This window comes from Micromonospora sp. HM5-17, assembly GCF_003762835.1.
Classification (GTDB): domain Bacteria; phylum Actinomycetota; class Actinomycetes; order Mycobacteriales; family Micromonosporaceae; genus Plantactinospora.
This window is the reverse complement of record NZ_RJWA01000002.1, coordinates 35,599-51,581: the sequence shown is the minus strand read 5'-3', so window position 1 is coordinate 51,581 and position 15,983 is coordinate 35,599. Positions and strand designations below refer to the sequence as shown.

Genomic DNA, 15,983 nt, shown 5'->3' with positions numbered 1-15,983 from the left:
TCCACATCGGACGGCTAGCCTTCCGGCATGACCACCGCGGATCTTGTCCCCGGCCCAGTGGCCGATCCGGCGCCCCGGACGCGTCGGGCCCCGGCACGGTGGCTGACCGGACTCTGCTGGCTGCTGGTCGTACCGGGCCTGGCCTGGGCCGCGGTCCGGGTGGCCGGGCTGGAGCGGGGACCGGCCGTGCAACTGATCGCCTTCACCCCGTACGTGGCCGCCTGGGCCCTGCTGCCGCTCGGGCTCGCCCTCGCCCTGCGGCGCTGGTGGGCGGCGGGGGTGGCGGCGCTGACCGCGGTGACCCTGGTTGGTCTCGTCGCGCCGCGGGCCCTGCCCGATCCGCAGCCGGCCCCGGGCGGCCCGCCGTTGCGGGTGCTCACCGCGAACCTGCTCGCCGGGGCGGCGGATCCGGGGGCGCTGGTCGCCCTGGTCCGGAGCCACCGGGTCGACGTGCTGGCGGTGCAGGAGTTCACCCCGAACGCGGAGGCGGCACTCGACCGGATGGGCCTGGCAGCCCTGCTGCCGTACCGGCAGCTCAACCCGGAGCCGGGGACCACCGGATCGGCGCTCTACTCCCGGTTTCCGCTCAGCGACGGCGGGGTCCGGCGCAACGGCGGCGGCTTCACCCAGGCGTACGCGACGGTGTGGCCGGAGGGTGCCCCGCCGGTGCTGGTCGAGTCGGTGCACCCGCTCGCACCCTCGGCCCTGAGCACGCTCCCGGACTGGCGTGCCGACCTGGCGGCCCAGCCGCCTGCCTCGCCGGACGGCCCGCTGCGGATCCTGGCCGGGGACTTCAACGCCACCCTTGACCACGCACCGCTGCGGGACCTGCTCGACACGGGGTACGTCGACGCCGCCGCCGCGGTCGGGGCCGGGTTGACCGGCACCTGGGGCCCGTACGACGGCGACCTCATTCCGCCGGTGACCATCGACCACGTCCTGGTGGACCCGCGGATCGCGGTCACCCGGGTGGCGGTCCGGCCGCTGCCCGGTTCGGACCACCGTCCGGTGCTGGCCGAGCTGACCCTGCCCCGGAAGGGCTGAGCCGGCCCTGTCCAGGAGGGCTGAACCCCGGCCCTGCCCCGGACGTGCGGGGCTGGGCCCGCATCGGAAGGGCTGGGGCGTCCACGGCCCGGGCCGGGACGGGAGTCGGCCCCCGCCTCGGTGCGGAGGCGGAGGCCGACGTCGGGGAGGGCGTCAGGGCAGGAACACGGCGAGGTGGAAACTCCGGTTCGCCGGCTGGTTGGCGGCGTTCCAGGTCTGCACGAAGACCCCCTGGGCCAGGTTCGTCCGACCGACCACCGAGATCAGGCCGGATGGCGAGACCCCGACGCTGCCGGTCAGCCCGATCGTGCCGACGAACGCCCCGTTGTTGACGGGGGTGTTGAAGACCACCTGGTACTGGCCGAGGCCGAGGAGCGTCACCGAGACGGCTCCGTCGCCCCGGATCAGGCCGCCGTTGGCGCTGACGACCGCGAAGAGCGTTGCACTCGCCTGCTGGGGGCCGGCCTTCGCCGCCGCGGCCTTGGCCGCGTCGATGTCGGCCTGGGTGACCGGTGGCTGCTGGACCACCCTGCCGTCGACCCGGACCGCGCCGGGGTCGACGCCGGGGTCCGGAGCGGCGACGGCCACGCCGCCGCCCACGAGCGTCAGCGCGAGCGCCCCGACGGCGAGCAGGAGGGACTTGCGCCCGAAGATCTTGGCCATGACATCATCTCTTTCCTCTTGACCGAAATGGTGATGGTCGTGCCGGCGACGGCGTTGTCTGATGGCCGCTGGCGATACAACCCACGTCCCACCGGGTCGACATTGACGTCGGACCGCTTCAGCGGATGCGGAAGGGCCCACGCACGCCAGGTTTCGTCGGTAGAACGAGGGCTGAGCCCAATAGTCGGTGCAGGAATACGGTCGCTGGAAGACACATGATCGGCGCCGATCAGTGCTGCTTTTACCAGCTGATACTACTCAGAGTGGCCACTCGACAACTACGAGGAAACATAGCATTTGACAAAGGAGCAGGTCAATAGCGGTATCACCCGGTCGAGGACCGTAACCGGCGGTGACGGGCCGCAGCGTCACCACCGGGATAAGAACCGAAGAAATGCGATGAACAATTCGTCTTTCACATTTCCGGTTCACTTTTGACGTACCCCGCCGGCGCACGCGCCACAATGGTCCGACACGACGACGGCCCCGCCCCCGGGCGCTCGATGCGCCGGGAGGCGGGGCCGTCACACCACCGTGCGGTCCGGTCCGCCCTTCGCCGTCGGACGGTTCAGACCTCCGCCGCGGTCCGCGCGACGCCGTAGGTGAGGGCGTCGACGAGCGCGTGCCAGCTCGCCTCCACCACGTTCGGGTGGACGCCGACCGTGGTCCAGTCGCGGCCGTCACGGTCGGCGGTCTCCACCAGCACCCGGGTGACCGCGCCGGTGCCGTGGCTCCCCTCCAGGATGCGTACCTTGTAGTCGGCGAGTTCGAAGTTGCGCAGCTCGGGGTAGTGCCGGAGCAGCGCCACCCGCAGCGCCTCGTCCAGGGCGTTGACCGGGCCGTTCCCCTCGGCGGTGGCGATCACGCGCTCGCCGCGTACCCGGATCTTCACGGTCGCCTCCGAGACCACCGCGCCGTCCTCGCGGTGCTCGACCAGGACCCGGTACGACTCCAGCGCGAACGGCCGCGGGGCGCCCTGTCCGGGCAGCTCGCTGCGGACCAGCAGCTCGAACGACGCGTCAGCGGCCTCGAACGACCAGCCCCCCGCCTCCAGCTCCTTCACCCGCTTGGTCACCCGGGTGGCGGCGTCGGGATGGCCGGCCAGGTCCAGGCCGAGTTCCCGGCTCTTCAGCTCGATGCTGGCCCGGCCGGCCATCTCCGTCACCAGGATCCGCATGTCGTTCCCCACCACGCCGGGGTCCACGTGGTTGTAGAGCACCGGATCCACCTTGATCGCGCTCGCGTGCAGCCCCGCCTTGTGGGCGAAGGCGGCGGCCCCGACGTAGGCCTGGTGGGTGTCGGGGGCGATGTTGGCGATCTCCGCGATGGCGTGCGAGACCCGCACCATCTGCGCCAGGCAGCCCTCCGGTAGGACCGGCAGCCCGAGCTTGAGTTGCAGGTTGGCGACGACCGTGAAGAGGTCGGCGTTGCCGGCCCGCTCGCCGTAGCCGTTGGCGGTGCCCTGGAAGTGCCGCACTCCGGCCTCGACGGCGGCGATCGTGTTCGCGACCGCGCACCCGGTGTCGTTCTGGGTGTGGATGCCGAGCCGCTCCGGTGCGACGCCGATGCGCTCGATCAGCGCGCCGATGGCGGCGGTGACCTGGGAGGGCAGCATCCCGCCGTTGGTGTCGCACATGACCGCGACCTCGGCGCCGGCCGCCAGCGCCGTCTCGACCACCGCGGCCGTGTACCCCGGGTCGTACCGGAAGCCATCGAAGAAGTGCTCGCAGTCGAGGAAGACCCGCCGCCCCTCGGCGACGAAGAACGCCACGGTGTCCCGGACCATCGCCAGGTTCTCCCCGGCGGTGGTGCGCAACGCCCGCTCGACGTGCCGAAGATCGGACTTGGCGACCAGGCACACCGCCGGGGTCTCGGCGTCGAGCAGCGCGCGGACCTGCGGATCGGCGGCGACGTCGAGCCCGGCCTTGCGGGTCGAGCCGAACGCCACCAGGATCGCGTGCTTCAGGTCCAGCTCGGTCCGGGCCCGCCGGAAGAACTCGGTGTCCTTCGGCATCGCGCCCGGCCAGCCGCCCTCGATGAAGCCGACGCCGAACTCGTCGAGCAGCCGGGCCACCGCCAGCTTGTCGACGACCGAGTAGCTGATCCCCTCGCGCTGCGCACCGTCACGCAGCGTCGTGTCGTAGACCTGGTACGTCATCTGTTTCCCTTCGAGAGCGGCGCAGCCCCTGCTCCGGATCCCTCTCGCCCCACAAACAAAACGACCCCCCGCGGATGCGGGAGGTCTGCGCGCTCGGCGGAGAGGTTGCCGGCGCGCTAGCTGCCAATAATGAGTGCGGAGCAGGTCACGGACGGTACTCTGCCACCTTCGTCGGCGATGTGGGAGGGAAAGTCCACATGGCGGGACCGGTGGCGTCGCCGCCGTGGACTCCCCCGGCGATCCGTTCCGCCCGGGAGCCGGCGACCACCGCGCCGGCGCGCACCCGGGATCCTCCCCGCTCGGCCGACCGGCCCCGGGGCAGTACGGTGTTGCGGTGGACGTGGCACCGGCACCGGCGACGACCTTCACGACCCTCGTCAACTTCCGGGACGTGGGCGGGGTGCCCGGGCTGGACGGCCGGACGGTCCGCCGCGGTCGCCTCTACCGGTCAGACTCGCCGCACCGGATGGACGACGTCGACCAGGCCGCCTTCCGCGCGCTCGGCATCCGCACCGTCGTCGACCTGCGTCGCCCCTCCGAGGTGAGCCGGGACGGTCGAATTCCGGAGTACGCCGGACTGGTCTACCGACACATCCACCCGGAGCATCCGCTCTGGGAGGAGACGCCGTACACCGAGGATCTCGGGCTGGCCCGCTACCTGGCCGACCGGTACCACGACCTGGCCGAGATCGGCGCGGCCGGACTGGCCGCCGCGATCGAGGTGATCGCCGACGCCGCGGCCGCCCCGCTGCTGGTGCACTGCGTGGCCGGCAAGGACCGCACCGGCGTGGTCTGCGCGCTGACCCTGTCGCTGCTCGGCGTCGCCGACGACGCCATCGCCGCCGACTACGCGCTGAGCGCCGAGGCGTCGGCGCGGCTCAGCGAGTGGCTCGCGACCATCCTGCCCGACACGACCCCGGTCCCGGCCCCGTTCCTGGCCTGCCCGGCGGAGGCGATGCGGCTCTTCCTCACCGAGCTGCGCGACCGGCACGGCTCGGTCCAGCGGTACCTGCTCGGCGCCGGGCTCGACCCGAGCCGGATCGACGCGCTCCGCGCCCACCTCCTGAACTGAGCCCGGGCGGCCGCCGAACCGGGCCCGGACCGCCGGGGCATCGCTGCCGGGACGGCCCGAGGCCGGGTGGACCCGGCCTCGGGCCGAGCGGTCACGGAATCCGGTGGATCCAGCCGTTGACGTCCTCGATCCGGCCCCGCTGGATGTCCACCAGGGTCTGCCGCAACCCGGTGGTGATCTCACCGGGCGTGCCGTCGGCGATGGTGAACTCCCCGTCCGGGTAGCGCACGCGGCCGATCGGCGTGATCACCGCCGCGGTGCCGCAGGCGAAGACCTCGCGCAGTCGGCCGCTGGCGGCGTCGGCCCGCCACTCGTCGAACGCCACCGGCCGCTCGACCACGGTCCGACCCTGCTGACGGGCCAGGGTGATCAGGGCGTCGCGGGTGATGCCGGGCAGGATCGTCCCGCCGAGCGGCGGGGTCACCAGGCTGCCGTCGTCGTAGACGAAGAAGATGTTCATCCCGCCGAGTTCGTCGACGTACCGCCGCTGCACCGCGTCCAGGAAGACGACCTGGTCGCAGTCGTGCTCGATCGCCTCGGCCTGGGCCGCCAGCGAGGCGGCGTAGTTGCCGCCGCACTTGGCCGCGCCCGTGCCGCCCGGCGCCGCCCGGGTGTACGTCGGCGACACCCAGACCGTCACCGGCTGCACGCCCTTGGCGAAGTACGACCCGACCGGTGACGCGATCAGCAGGAAGAGGTACTCGTGCGCCGGGCGCACCCCGAGGAAGACCTCGTTGGCGAACATGAACGGACGCAGGTAGAGGCTGCTCTCCTCGGTGGTCGGCAGCCAGGCCCGGTCGATCTCGATCAGATGCCGGAGCGAGTCGAGGAATGCCTGCTTCGGCAGCGGCGGCATCGCCATCCGGCGGGCGGACTCGACGAACCGCGCCGCGTTGGCCTCCGGCCGGAACAGCGTCACCCCGCCGTCGGCCGCGTGGTACGCCTTCAGCCCCTCGAAGATCACCTGGGCGTAGTGCAGCACCGCGCTCGCCGGATCCATCGCGATCGGCGCCCGGGCCTCCACCCGGGCGTCGTACCAGCCCTTGCCCTCGACGTACCGGATCGTGACCATGTGGTCGGTGAAGATGCGGCCGAATCCCGGGTTGGACAGGAGCGCCTCGCGCTCGGCGGCGGCTACCGGCTGAGGATTCGGACGGATCTCGAATTCGAGCTTGTCACCACCGCTCATCGCACTGCCCTCCGTGGAAGGAACCGGCACCCGAAGTCGGGGGTGCCGGAGTGAAGTCGTGTCTGCAACTTACCCCGAACGGTCGTTCAACCTCGACCCTCCGGTCGGCCACGGCGCCACCCGCGCCTTCACCCAGAACCGGCGGTCCGGCCGGCCATCGGTGCCACGGATTCGCAGCCCATCGGTGCCGGACGGGCCCCGCCGCTCGCCCGCCGGGCCGGTCGTGCTCGCCCGGGGTGCCGGACTCGTCCGCCACCACGCGTCGACGCCGCGGCCCCGGCGCGGGCGGGGCCTGCGGCGACACCGCCCGGCTCGCGCGGTGAGCGTCGGGCCGGCCGGCTCCGGTGGAGTCTCCGGCCCGGTCTGGACCGACCACGTCTCGGCGGGCCCGCCCGGCAGCGGACGCGCCGGGGTCAGCCCGCCGCGTGCGCGGCGATCCGGTCGCCGATCTCGGCGGTCCGCCGCACCGAGTTGGGACCCCGGGACGCCAGCTCGGCGGCGACCGCCTCGGTTACTCGACGAGCCGCCTCGGGGTGGCCGAGGTGGTCGAGGAGCAGCGCGGCGGAGAGCACCGCCGCGACCGGGTCCGCCACGCCCTGGCCGGCGATGTCCGGGGCGGAGCCGTGCACCGGTTCGAACATGGACGGGTGGATCCGCTCCGGGTTGATGCTGCCGCTGGCGGCCAGGCCGATCCCGCCGGTGACGGCGGCGGCGATGTCGGTGAGGATGTCGCCGAACAGGTTGTCGGTGACCACCACGTCGTACCGCTGCGGCTGGGTGACCAGGAACATCGCGGCGGCGTCGACGTGCTGGTACTCGGTCTCGACATCCGGGTGCTCGGCCGCGACCGCGGCGAACGTCCGGGACCAGAGCGAGCCGGCGTGGGTCAGCACGTTGGTCTTGTGCACCAGGGTGACCTTGCGCCGCTCGCGCCGCGTGGCGCGGGCGAAGGCGTCCCGGATCACCCGCTCGACGCCGTGCCGGGTGTTCAGGCTCTCCTCCGTCGCCACCTCGGCCGGGCTGTCCCGGTGCAGCGTGCCACCGGCGCCGGCGTAGAGCCCCTCCGTGCCCTCCCGGACCACCACCAGGTCGATCTCACCGGGCTTCACGCTGGCCAGCGGACCGGTGACGCCGGGCCAGAGCCGGGCGGGACGGAGGTTGACGTACTGGTCGAAGTCGAAGCGGAGCCTGAGCAGCAAACCACGCTCCAGCACCCCGGGCGGCACACTGGGATCACCGACCGCCCCGAGCAGGATGGCGTCGTGCTGGGCCAACTCGGCGAGGACCGAGTCCGGCAGCACCTCACCGGTCCGGTGGTAGCGTGCCGCGCCGAGGTCGTACTCGGTGGCCTCGACACCGGGCAGCACCGCGTCGATCACCTTGCGGGCCTCGGCGACCACCTCCGGCCCGATGCCGTCACCAGCCACCACCGCGATTCGGGCCACCGCCACTGTCCAGCTCCTTTGCCGCCTCGTTCGTGTCTAGGGAACGTTAAGGGACCGTCCCGTTTCCCGGTACGTCTCTCCCGCTATTTGAGAACCCCGGGACATTCATGGGAACCCCGGACACTCAGGATCTTCTCAGGTGGCACTCATGGAGCAACCATCTTCGCTCCCTATGGTGTGCCGCAGGGGGCCGGAGGGGCGGCCGGGGAATCTGGATCCAGGGGGGAAGATGAGGTTCCAGGGGGCAGGCATGCGGGTCCCGGGGAACGGCCGGGGCCGCGGTCAGCGCCGCCGGGGCGGACTCCCGGCCCCCGCGGGCGGGCGAGGTCGGCCGGACCTGCGGCTGGGCGCCGGCCGGCGGCACGACCGACCGGGTACGAGCCTGGCCGACCGGGTGGTCGCCCGGCACACCGTACGGACCTCGATCGCCGAGTACACGATGATCCTCAACGGCGCGGGCACGCTCGGCCGGCGGGAGATCGGCGAGGCGTTGCGCGACGCGGTCGCCGAGTTGCGGGCGATCGACCTGACCTACAGCCCGGCCCGACCCGCCAGCCTGGTGTCGCGGCTGCGCCGGGGCGAGATCAGCGCCGACGCGTACCCACCGTTGGCCGACATCGTGGCCCGGTGCGCGGCGATGCGGGCCGCCACCGACGGCTGGTTCGACGCCTGGGCGGTCCCCGGCGGCTTCGACCCCGGTGGCCTGCTCGGAGGCTGGGCGGTCGAGCGGGCGGCGGCGCGGCTACGCGCCGCCGGGGTCGAGAACTACGCCGTCGTCTGCGGCGCCGACCTGACGGTACGCGGGCACGCGCCGCACGGCGGCCCGTGGCGGATCGCCGTACACCACCCGACCGACGGGCACCGCCCGCCGATGCTGCTGGAGCTGACCTCGGGGGCGATCGGCACCTCCGGGGTCGCCGGCCGTCGCGACCACGTCGTGGACCCGCACACCGGACAGCCGGCGAACCGGCTGGTCGCCGCGACGGTGATCGGCCCGGACCTCGCCGTCGCCGACGGCTACGCCACCGCGCTCTTCGCCGCCGGCCGGGCCGGACTCGACTGGTTCCCCACCGCGGACGGCTACCGGGTCCTCTTCGCCGCCGCGCGCTGACCGAACCGAGAGACGCCGCCCCCACCCGCGCCCGCGCTCGGGGAGCACCGCGCCGGTCCCGTCCGGGTGATCGGCCGAAGACACGCGATCGGCCCCCGCGGTCTCGGCAACGACCGCGGGGGCCGATCAGCGACGAGTGCGCGTGGCTCGCGCACACGGGGGTGCTGATGGCCCGGCCGGCGCGACGCCTCATCACCCGAAGACGAGTCCGCGCCCAGGAACTCGCCGGGTATCCGCGTCAACACGCTATCGACCGTACGTGATTCCTCGCAAGAGCCACAGTTCCGCGTGTCCACCGGGGCCGGTGGCGGTGTCCCCCGCGGGGCACCGCCGATCGCGCCGCCGTGAAACCCGCCCCTGCCGGTCAGACCTCGTCGCGCAGGTCGGCCGCGCTCGCCGCCACCGCGCCGATCGCGTCCGCCGCCGACCCGAGCAGGTCCGCGGCGACCGCCGAGTCGACGGTGAGGGTCATCAGCGCCTCACCGCCCGCCTCCCGCCGGGCCACCTGCATGGCGGCGATGTTGACGCCCGCCTCGCCGAGGATCGAGCCGACGGTGCCGACCACACCGGGACGGTCGGCGTAACGGAAGAAGAGCAGGATGCCGTCGGCGCCCAGCTCCAGGTCGAAACCGTCCACTTCGGTCAGCCTGATGGCGTCCCGGGTACCGCTGTGCACGACGGTGCCGCTGACCCGGACGGTGCGGCCGTCCGGCAGCGCCCCGTGCACGGTCACCAGGTTCGTGTGCTCGGTCGTCTCCGCGTGCGTGGTCAGCTCCACCGTGACCCCACGGTCGGCGGCCAGCAGCGGCGCGTTGACGTACGTCACCTGCTCCTCGACCACCGAGGCGAAGATCCCCTTGGTGGCGGCGAGCTTGAGCACCGAGACGTCGTTGGCGACGATCTCGCCCCGGACCTCGACGGTGACGCTGGCGGCAACCCCGCCGGCCACCGCCGTGAAGACCTTGCCCAGCTTCTCCGCCAACGGCAGCAGCGGTCGGACGTCCTCGGCAACCACCCCGCCGGCCTGCACGTTGACCGCGTCCGGCACGAACTCGCCCTGGAGGGCGAGCTTCACGCTGCGGGCCACCGCGAGCCCGGCCTTGTCCTGCGCCTCGACGGTCGAGGCGCCCAGGTGGGGCGTGGCGACGACGTTGTCGAAGGCGAAGAGGGGCGAGGCGGTGCAGGGCTCCTTGGCGTAGACGTCCAACCCGGCACCGGCGACCCGACCCTCGGCGATCGCGTTGGCCAGGGCCTGCTCGTCGATCAGACCGCCCCGCGCCGCGTTGATGATCCGGACCCCGGGCTTGACCAGAGCCAGCTCCTTCTCGCCGATCAGGCCGACCGTCTCCGGGGTCTTCGGCAGGTGGATCGAGATGAAGTCGCTCTCCCGCAGCAGCTCCTCCAGCCCGACCAGCCGGACGCCGAGCTGCGCCGCGCGGGCGGGCTGCACGTAGGGGTCGTACGCGATCAGCCGGGTCCCGAACGCCGCCATCCGCTGCGCGAAGAGGACCCCGATCCGGCCGAGGCCGACCACGCCGACCGTCTTGCCCTGGATCTCGACCCCGGTGTACTTCGACCGCTTCCACTCCCCCGCCTTGAGGGCGGCGCTGGCGCTCGCGGTGTTGCGGGCGACCGCGAGGAGCAGGGCGACGGCCTGCTCCGCGGCGGAGACGATGTTCGAGGTGGGGGCGTTGACCACCATCACGCCCCGGGCGGTGGCCGCCGCCACCTCGACGTTGTCCAGCCCCACGCCGGCCCGGGCGATCACCTTGAGCCGTGGTGCCGCGGCGATGGCCTCGGCGTCGACCTGGGTGGCGCTGCGCACGATGAGCGCGTCGGCCTCGGCGAGCGCGCTGAGCAGCGCGGGGCGGTCGGTGCCGTCGACGTGGCGTACGTCGAAGTCGTGCGCGAGCACGTCGAGGGCGGCGGGAGCGAGCTCTTCAGCGATCAGTACGACGGGAGTCATTGGTCCTCGAATGTGTCGTCCGGGCGAGGTCTGCGGCCACGTGGGCGCCGCGCTGCGTCCCGCGCTCCGCCAGTCGGTCGTCCTTACACGGTGCGGACGCACCTGTCTGCCGATCGTATGCGTCGGGCTGTCCGCCCGCGCCGGGGACCCACGTGAGTGCCCTCACAGCGAGACACGGATCGTTCCGCCCTCCGTGGTCGCCGAGGTCGCCGCGGCTCAGGCCGAGGTGACCACCTGCGGCTCCGCCAGGGACGGGCGCGGCCGTGGCCGGGCCACCAGCGTGGCGGAACCGAGCTGGCGGAAGGTGTCCGCCTCGTTCTCGAGGCTCTCCCGAAGCAGGTCGAGGGCGAGCGAGCCGACCGGTGGGTAGATCCGCTCCCGGGGCGGCTCCTCGCCCGGGGCGAGCGCGTTCTGGGCGGTCATGAAGTCGAGAATCGCCTGCCGGACCGGGGGCAGCGCGATCGGCGAGTGGTAGAGGACGTTCAGCGCCTGCATCCGCATGCCCTGGACGTGCTCCTCGCCCTTGTTGTCGTGGAAGTGCGGGTTGCGGGTCTCGATCTGCAGCACCGGCACCGAACTCGCCATGACCTCCGGATGTGCGGTGTCGAGCACGCCGCCGAACTGCTCGAACAGCTCCACGAACTCGAACGGCTCCACGGCGAACCCGCCGGCCAGCCGCATCCGCAGCCCCAGGTCGAGGCTGAGGGCGTGCTCGCCGGCGTTGCCGGTCGCGATCACCTCCGTGCCGAACCCGGAGTACTCCGCCACCAGGCGGTTGAGGAACTCGTTGGTGATCTCGGAGCTACGGCCGCGGCGGCTGAAGAAGAGCCGCCCGTCCCGGAGCTTCGGCTTGGAGTGCCAGGAGATCCGGACCATCGCGTACGGGTTGGCCGCCAGGTGCAGACCGGCGGCGTAGACCTTGACGTACTCGTGGACGGCGCCGGGGACGTAGTTGTCGGCGTCGATGTAGCCGAGGTAGGTGCGACCGGTCAGCGCGGCCACCGCCATGCCGATCAGCATCGCCTCGCCCTTGCCGGTGCGGACCAGACCGTCGTCGTCGATCAGTTCCGGCATGCCGGCCGCCTTGAACGCGGCGGCCACCCCCGGATCCCGCTGGTGCACGATGATCGCCGGCCGCTCGGCGGCCCGGCAGAACTGCTCCAGCGTCTGCGCCTCGATCTCGTACCGATCGACCGGCTGGCGAGCGCTGTTCGAGACGAGCACGATCAGACAGTCGTGCGGTATCCCCGAGAGCACGCCCTCGATTACTCTGCGTGTCTCATTCATGCAGGGAATGACGATGACCATCTGCCGCTCGATCGCGCGCATCGCGGCCTGCGTGACTATGCCGTCACCGGTTGCCCCGGTGGCATCACCCGAGTCCAACTGTATGACGCGCTGAAGTTCGTGGATGCGAACGGCGCCGAAACGCTCAGTACGGTGCGATAGCTCCAGTCGCATGCGGCGACCCTACCCGAGCCCGCGCGCTAACGGCCCGTAACCACCACGCATTTCCCGCCGCTGACGGTGACGGCGATCACCGGACACCGACCGGCAATGATCCGGTAACGTGCGCGACCCCGCCCCGGCGCCGGGGTACCGGTCGGCGCGCCCGCCGCGCTCCCTCCCCGCCCGGGCCAGGGTCGACGCGTGGAAAACCGGACCCGGCGGCGGGCACCGGGCCACGAACGCCGGCCGGAGCCGGGGCCGTGGCCCCGGCTCCGGCCGCACCCGTGACTCGGGCCGGAACGCCCGCGCTCAGGCGGTCTCGGTGATCGGGCGGTCCACCCAGCTCATCATGCCGCGCAGCTTCTTGCCGGTCTCCTCGATCGGGTGCGCCGCCGCCTCGGCCCGCCACTTGGTGAAGTTCGGCCGACCCGCGTCGTCCTCGGCGATCCACTCCCGGGCGAACTCACCCGACTGGACCTCGGCGAGGATCTTGCGCATCTCCTCCTTGACCCGCGCGTCCACCACCCGCGGGCCGCGCGAGTAGTCGCCGTACTCGGCGGTGTCGGAGACGCTGTACCGCATCCGGGCGATGCCGCCCTCGTACATCAGGTCGACGATCAGCTTCAGCTCGTGCAGGCACTCGAAGTAGGCGATCTCCGGCGCGTAGCCGGCCTCGGTGAGGACCTCGAAACCGGCCTGCACCAGCGCCGAGACCCCACCGCAGAGGACCGCCTGCTCGCCGAAGAGGTCGCTCTCGGTCTCGTCCTTGAAGGTGGTACGGATCGCGCCGGCACGGGTGCCGCCGATCGCCTTGGCGTACGCCAGCGCCAGCGGGAACGCCGTGCCGGTGGCGTCCTGCTCCACCGCGACCAGGCACGGGACGCCCTTGCCGTCGACGTACTGGCGGCGGACCAGGTGACCCGGGCCCTTCGGCGCGACCATCGCCACGTCCACCTCGGCGGGGGGCGTGATGAAGCCGTACCGGATGTTGAAGCCGTGGGCGAAGAACAGCGCCTTTCCCGCGGTCAGGTGCGGTGCGATCGCCTCCGCGTAGAGCGCGCGCTGCACGGTGTCCGGCGCCAGCAGCATGATCACATCAGCCTCGGCGGACGCCTCGGCCGGGGTCAGCACCCGCAGCCCCTGCTCCTCGGCCTTGGGCCGGCTCTTCGACCCCTCCGGGAGGCCGATCACGACCTCGACACCCGAGTCGCGCAGCGACAGCGCGTGGGCGTGGCCCTGGCTGCCGTAGCCGAGCACCGCGACCTTCTTGCCCTGGATGAGCGACAGGTCGGCGTCGTCGTCGTAGAACACCTCAACGGTCATGACTGTCCTTTCCTGCAGCGGCCTGACATGGTCCGCCGACGTTGATTGCGGTGTACGGCACCGGCCCGCTCAGGCCGCCCGCAGCGCCGCGCCGGTGGTGATCGACCGGGACCCCCGCCCGATGGCCACCAGGCCCGACTGCACCATTTCCTTGATTCCGAACGGTTCGAGATCGCGCAGCAGCGCGTCCAGCTTGTCAGCGGTACCGGTCGCCTCGATCGTGAGGGTGTCCGGTGCGACGTCGACCACCCGGGCGCGGAACAGGTTCACCGTCTCCAGCACCTGGGAGCGCTGCGTCCGGTCGGCCCGGACCTTGACCAGCAGCAGCTCCCGGGCGACCGAGACCGCCGGGTCCAGCTCGACGATCTTCAGCACGTTGACCAGCTTGTTGAGCTGCTTGGTCACCTGCTCCAACGGCGAGGTCTCGGCGTTGACCACGATGGTGATCCGGGAGATCTCCGGGATCTCGGTCTCCCCGACCGCGAGCGAGTCGATGTTGAACCCGCGGCGGGAGAAGAGACCACTCACCCGGGCCAGGACCCCGGGCTTGTTCTCCACCAGCACGGACAGGGTGTGCTTGCTCATCTCTTCGCAGCCCTCACAGCTCGTCGTCGTCGAAGGTCGGGCGGACCCCGCGGGCGAACATGATCTCGTCGTTGCTGGTGCCGGCGGCGACCATCGGCCAGACCATCGCGTCCTTGCCGACCACGAAGTCGACGACCACCGGCGCGTCGTTGATCTCCATCGCGGCCTTGATGGTCCGGTCCACGTCGGCCTTGCTCTCGCAACGCAGCCCGACGCAGCCCAGCGCCTCGGCCAGCTTCACGAAGTCCGGGATCCGGTGCTTGTGGGTGCCGAGTTCGGTGTTGGAGTAGCGCTCACCGTAGAAGAGCGTCTGCCACTGCCGGACCATGCCGAGGTTGCCGTTGTTGATCACGGCAACCTTGATCGGGATCCCCTCCAGGGCGCAGGTCGCCAGCTCCTGGTTGGTCATCTGGAAGCAGCCGTCGCCGTCGATCGCCCAGACCGTGGTCTCCGGCTTGCCGACCTTCGCGCCCATCGCCGCCGGCACGGCGTACCCCATGGTGCCGAGGCCGCCGGAGTTCAGCCAGGTGTACGGCTTCTCGTACGAGATGAACTGGGAGGCCCACATCTGGTGCTGGCCCACCCCGGCCACGTAGATCGCGTCCGGGCCGACGATCGCGCCCAGCCGCTCGATGACGTACTGCGGGGCGAGGGTGCCGTCGGTCGGCTCGTCGTACCCGAGCGGATAGCGTTTGCGCAGGTCGTTCAGTTGCGCCCACCACTCCGTACGGTCGGCGGTCCCGCCGGGCTGACCGCTGGTGGCCGCCCGGATCGCCTCGATCAGCTCGTCGATGACGTACCGGGCGTCGCCGACGATCGGCACGTCCGCCGCGCGGTTCTTGCCGATCTCGGCCGGGTCGATGTCGGCGTGCACCACCGCCGCCCCCGGGGCGAAGGAGTCGAGCCGGCCGGTGACCCGGTCGTCGAACCGGGCGCCGAGCGCCACGATCAGGTCCGCCTTCTGCAGCGCGTAGACCGCGGCCACGGTGCCGTGCATGCCCGGCATGCCGAGGTGCTGCGGGTGCGAGTCCGGGAAGGCGCCCCGGGCCATCAGGGTGGTGACCACCGGGATCCCGGTCAGCTCCGCCAGCTGGCGCAGCCCCTCGGTGGCGCCGGCCTTCAGCACACCACCGCCGACGTACAGCACCGGACGCCGGGCGGTGGTCATCAGCCGGGCCGCCTCCCGGATCTGCTTGCCGTGCGGGTGCAGGGTGGGCCGGTAGCCGGGCAGTTCGAGGGTCGGCGGCCAGCTGAAGGTGGTCTGCGCCTGGAGGACGTCCTTGGGGATGTCGACCAGCACCGGCCCGGGCCGGCCGGTCGCCGCCAGGTGGAACGCCTCGGCCAGGACCCGGGGGATCTCGTCCGCCGTCTGGATCAGGTAGTTGTGCTTGGTGATCGGCAGGGTGATCCCCTGGATGTCGGCCTCCTGGAAGGCGTCCGAGCCGATCATCGGCCTGGCGACCTGGCCGGTGATCGCCACGATCGGCACCGAGTCCATGTACGCGTCGGCGATCGGGGTCACGAGGTTGGTCGCGCCGGGCCCGGACGTGGCGATGCAGACCCCCACCTTGCCGGTCGCCTGGGCGTACCCGGTCGCGGCGTGTCCGGCGCCCTGCTCGTGACGGACCAGGATGTGCCGCATCGACGAGTCGTAGAGCGGGTCGTACGCCGGCAGGATGGCGCCGCCCGGGATACCGAACGCGACCTCGACCCCGAGCGCCTCCAGCGACTTCACCAGCGCGCCGGCGCCGGTGACCGCGACCGGCGCCACCGCCCGGCCGCCGACGGCGGAGGTGCGGGCCGGTGACTCGGCGAGCGGCGCGCCCGGGTCGCCGGCCGCGCCGGCCCGGGGTCGACGGTGATGCTGGTCGGAGGGATCACCCTCGACCACGGCGGGCCGGTGCCGGCGCACGCTGTTGGCCAGGGTCTCTGGTGTGGGTCTCGTCATGGCTATTCAGGCCTTCGGCTCGGAGCAGCG

The 15,983-nt window shown here is 72.1% G+C and carries 12 protein-coding genes; 3 read left to right on the top strand and 9 right to left on the bottom strand.

Going from position 1 to position 15,983, the window contains the following annotated elements; genetic code table 11:
* Positions 1 to 57 precede the first annotated feature (57 nt).
* On the top strand, positions 58 to 1,044 hold the full coding sequence (locus EF879_RS05520) for an endonuclease/exonuclease/phosphatase family protein (protein WP_370375463.1): 987 nt from the start codon (positions 58 to 60) through the stop codon (positions 1,042 to 1,044).
* 153 nt (positions 1,045 to 1,197) lie between these two features.
* Here the strand turns inward: EF879_RS05520 and EF879_RS05515 are convergent, their stop codons facing one another.
* Both EF879_RS05515 and cimA read right to left on the bottom strand, forming a co-directional pair.
* Positions 1,198 to 1,707: a hypothetical protein gene (locus EF879_RS05515; RefSeq protein ID WP_123555506.1), complete on the bottom strand. Its 510-nt coding sequence runs from the start codon at positions 1,705 to 1,707 to the stop codon at positions 1,198 to 1,200.
* 568 nt (positions 1,708 to 2,275) lie between these two features.
* Positions 2,276 to 3,865, bottom strand: a complete 1,590-nt coding sequence (gene cimA / locus EF879_RS05510; RefSeq protein ID WP_123555503.1) for a citramalate synthase — start codon at positions 3,863 to 3,865, stop codon at positions 2,276 to 2,278.
* Between the two features lie 334 nt (positions 3,866 to 4,199).
* Here cimA and EF879_RS05505 point away from each other — a divergent pair, with 334 nt between their 5' ends.
* On the top strand, positions 4,200 to 4,937 hold the full coding sequence (locus EF879_RS05505; protein ID WP_123556762.1) for a tyrosine-protein phosphatase: 738 nt from the start codon (positions 4,200 to 4,202) through the stop codon (positions 4,935 to 4,937).
* A 91-nt stretch (positions 4,938 to 5,028) separates the two neighbouring features.
* Here EF879_RS05505 and EF879_RS05500 read toward each other — a convergent pair whose 3' ends face one another.
* Together EF879_RS05500 and EF879_RS05495 are read right to left on the bottom strand one after the other, a co-directional pair.
* The gene (locus tag EF879_RS05500) at positions 5,029 to 6,126 is read right to left on the bottom strand and encodes a branched-chain amino acid aminotransferase (RefSeq protein WP_123555501.1); all 1,098 of its coding nucleotides are present in this window, start codon (positions 6,124 to 6,126) and stop codon (positions 5,029 to 5,031) included.
* A gap of 413 nt (positions 6,127 to 6,539) precedes the next feature.
* Complete coding sequence (locus EF879_RS05495) at positions 6,540 to 7,571, bottom strand: 3-isopropylmalate dehydrogenase (protein WP_123556760.1); 1,032 nt, start codon at positions 7,569 to 7,571, stop codon at positions 6,540 to 6,542.
* Positions 7,572 to 7,821: 250 nt separating this feature from the next.
* Between EF879_RS05495 and EF879_RS05490 the strand changes: the two genes are divergently transcribed.
* Positions 7,822 to 8,682, top strand: a complete 861-nt coding sequence (locus EF879_RS05490; RefSeq protein WP_123555499.1) for an FAD:protein FMN transferase — start codon at positions 7,822 to 7,824, stop codon at positions 8,680 to 8,682.
* 364 nt (positions 8,683 to 9,046) lie between these two features.
* Here the strand turns inward: EF879_RS05490 and serA are convergent, their stop codons facing one another.
* From serA to EF879_RS05465, 5 genes are all read right to left on the bottom strand, one after another.
* Positions 9,047 to 10,648 (bottom strand): phosphoglycerate dehydrogenase, encoded by a 1,602-nt coding sequence (gene serA, locus EF879_RS05485; RefSeq protein WP_123555497.1) that lies wholly within the window; start codon positions 10,646 to 10,648, stop codon positions 9,047 to 9,049.
* A gap of 216 nt (positions 10,649 to 10,864) precedes the next feature.
* Positions 10,865 to 12,109 (bottom strand): mannosyl-3-phosphoglycerate synthase, encoded by a 1,245-nt coding sequence (mpgS, locus tag EF879_RS05480; protein ID WP_123555495.1) that lies wholly within the window; start codon positions 12,107 to 12,109, stop codon positions 10,865 to 10,867.
* Positions 12,110 to 12,406: 297 nt separating this feature from the next.
* On the bottom strand, positions 12,407 to 13,420 hold the full coding sequence (gene ilvC, locus EF879_RS05475) for a ketol-acid reductoisomerase (RefSeq protein ID WP_123555492.1): 1,014 nt from the start codon (positions 13,418 to 13,420) through the stop codon (positions 12,407 to 12,409).
* A gap of 69 nt (positions 13,421 to 13,489) precedes the next feature.
* Positions 13,490 to 14,005 (bottom strand): acetolactate synthase small subunit, encoded by a 516-nt coding sequence (gene ilvN, locus EF879_RS05470; RefSeq protein WP_123555490.1) that lies wholly within the window; start codon positions 14,003 to 14,005, stop codon positions 13,490 to 13,492.
* A gap of 13 nt (positions 14,006 to 14,018) precedes the next feature.
* Positions 14,019 to 15,953 (bottom strand): acetolactate synthase large subunit, encoded by a 1,935-nt coding sequence (locus EF879_RS05465; protein ID WP_123555488.1) that lies wholly within the window; start codon positions 15,951 to 15,953, stop codon positions 14,019 to 14,021.
* Positions 15,954 to 15,983: the final 30 nt, after the last annotated feature.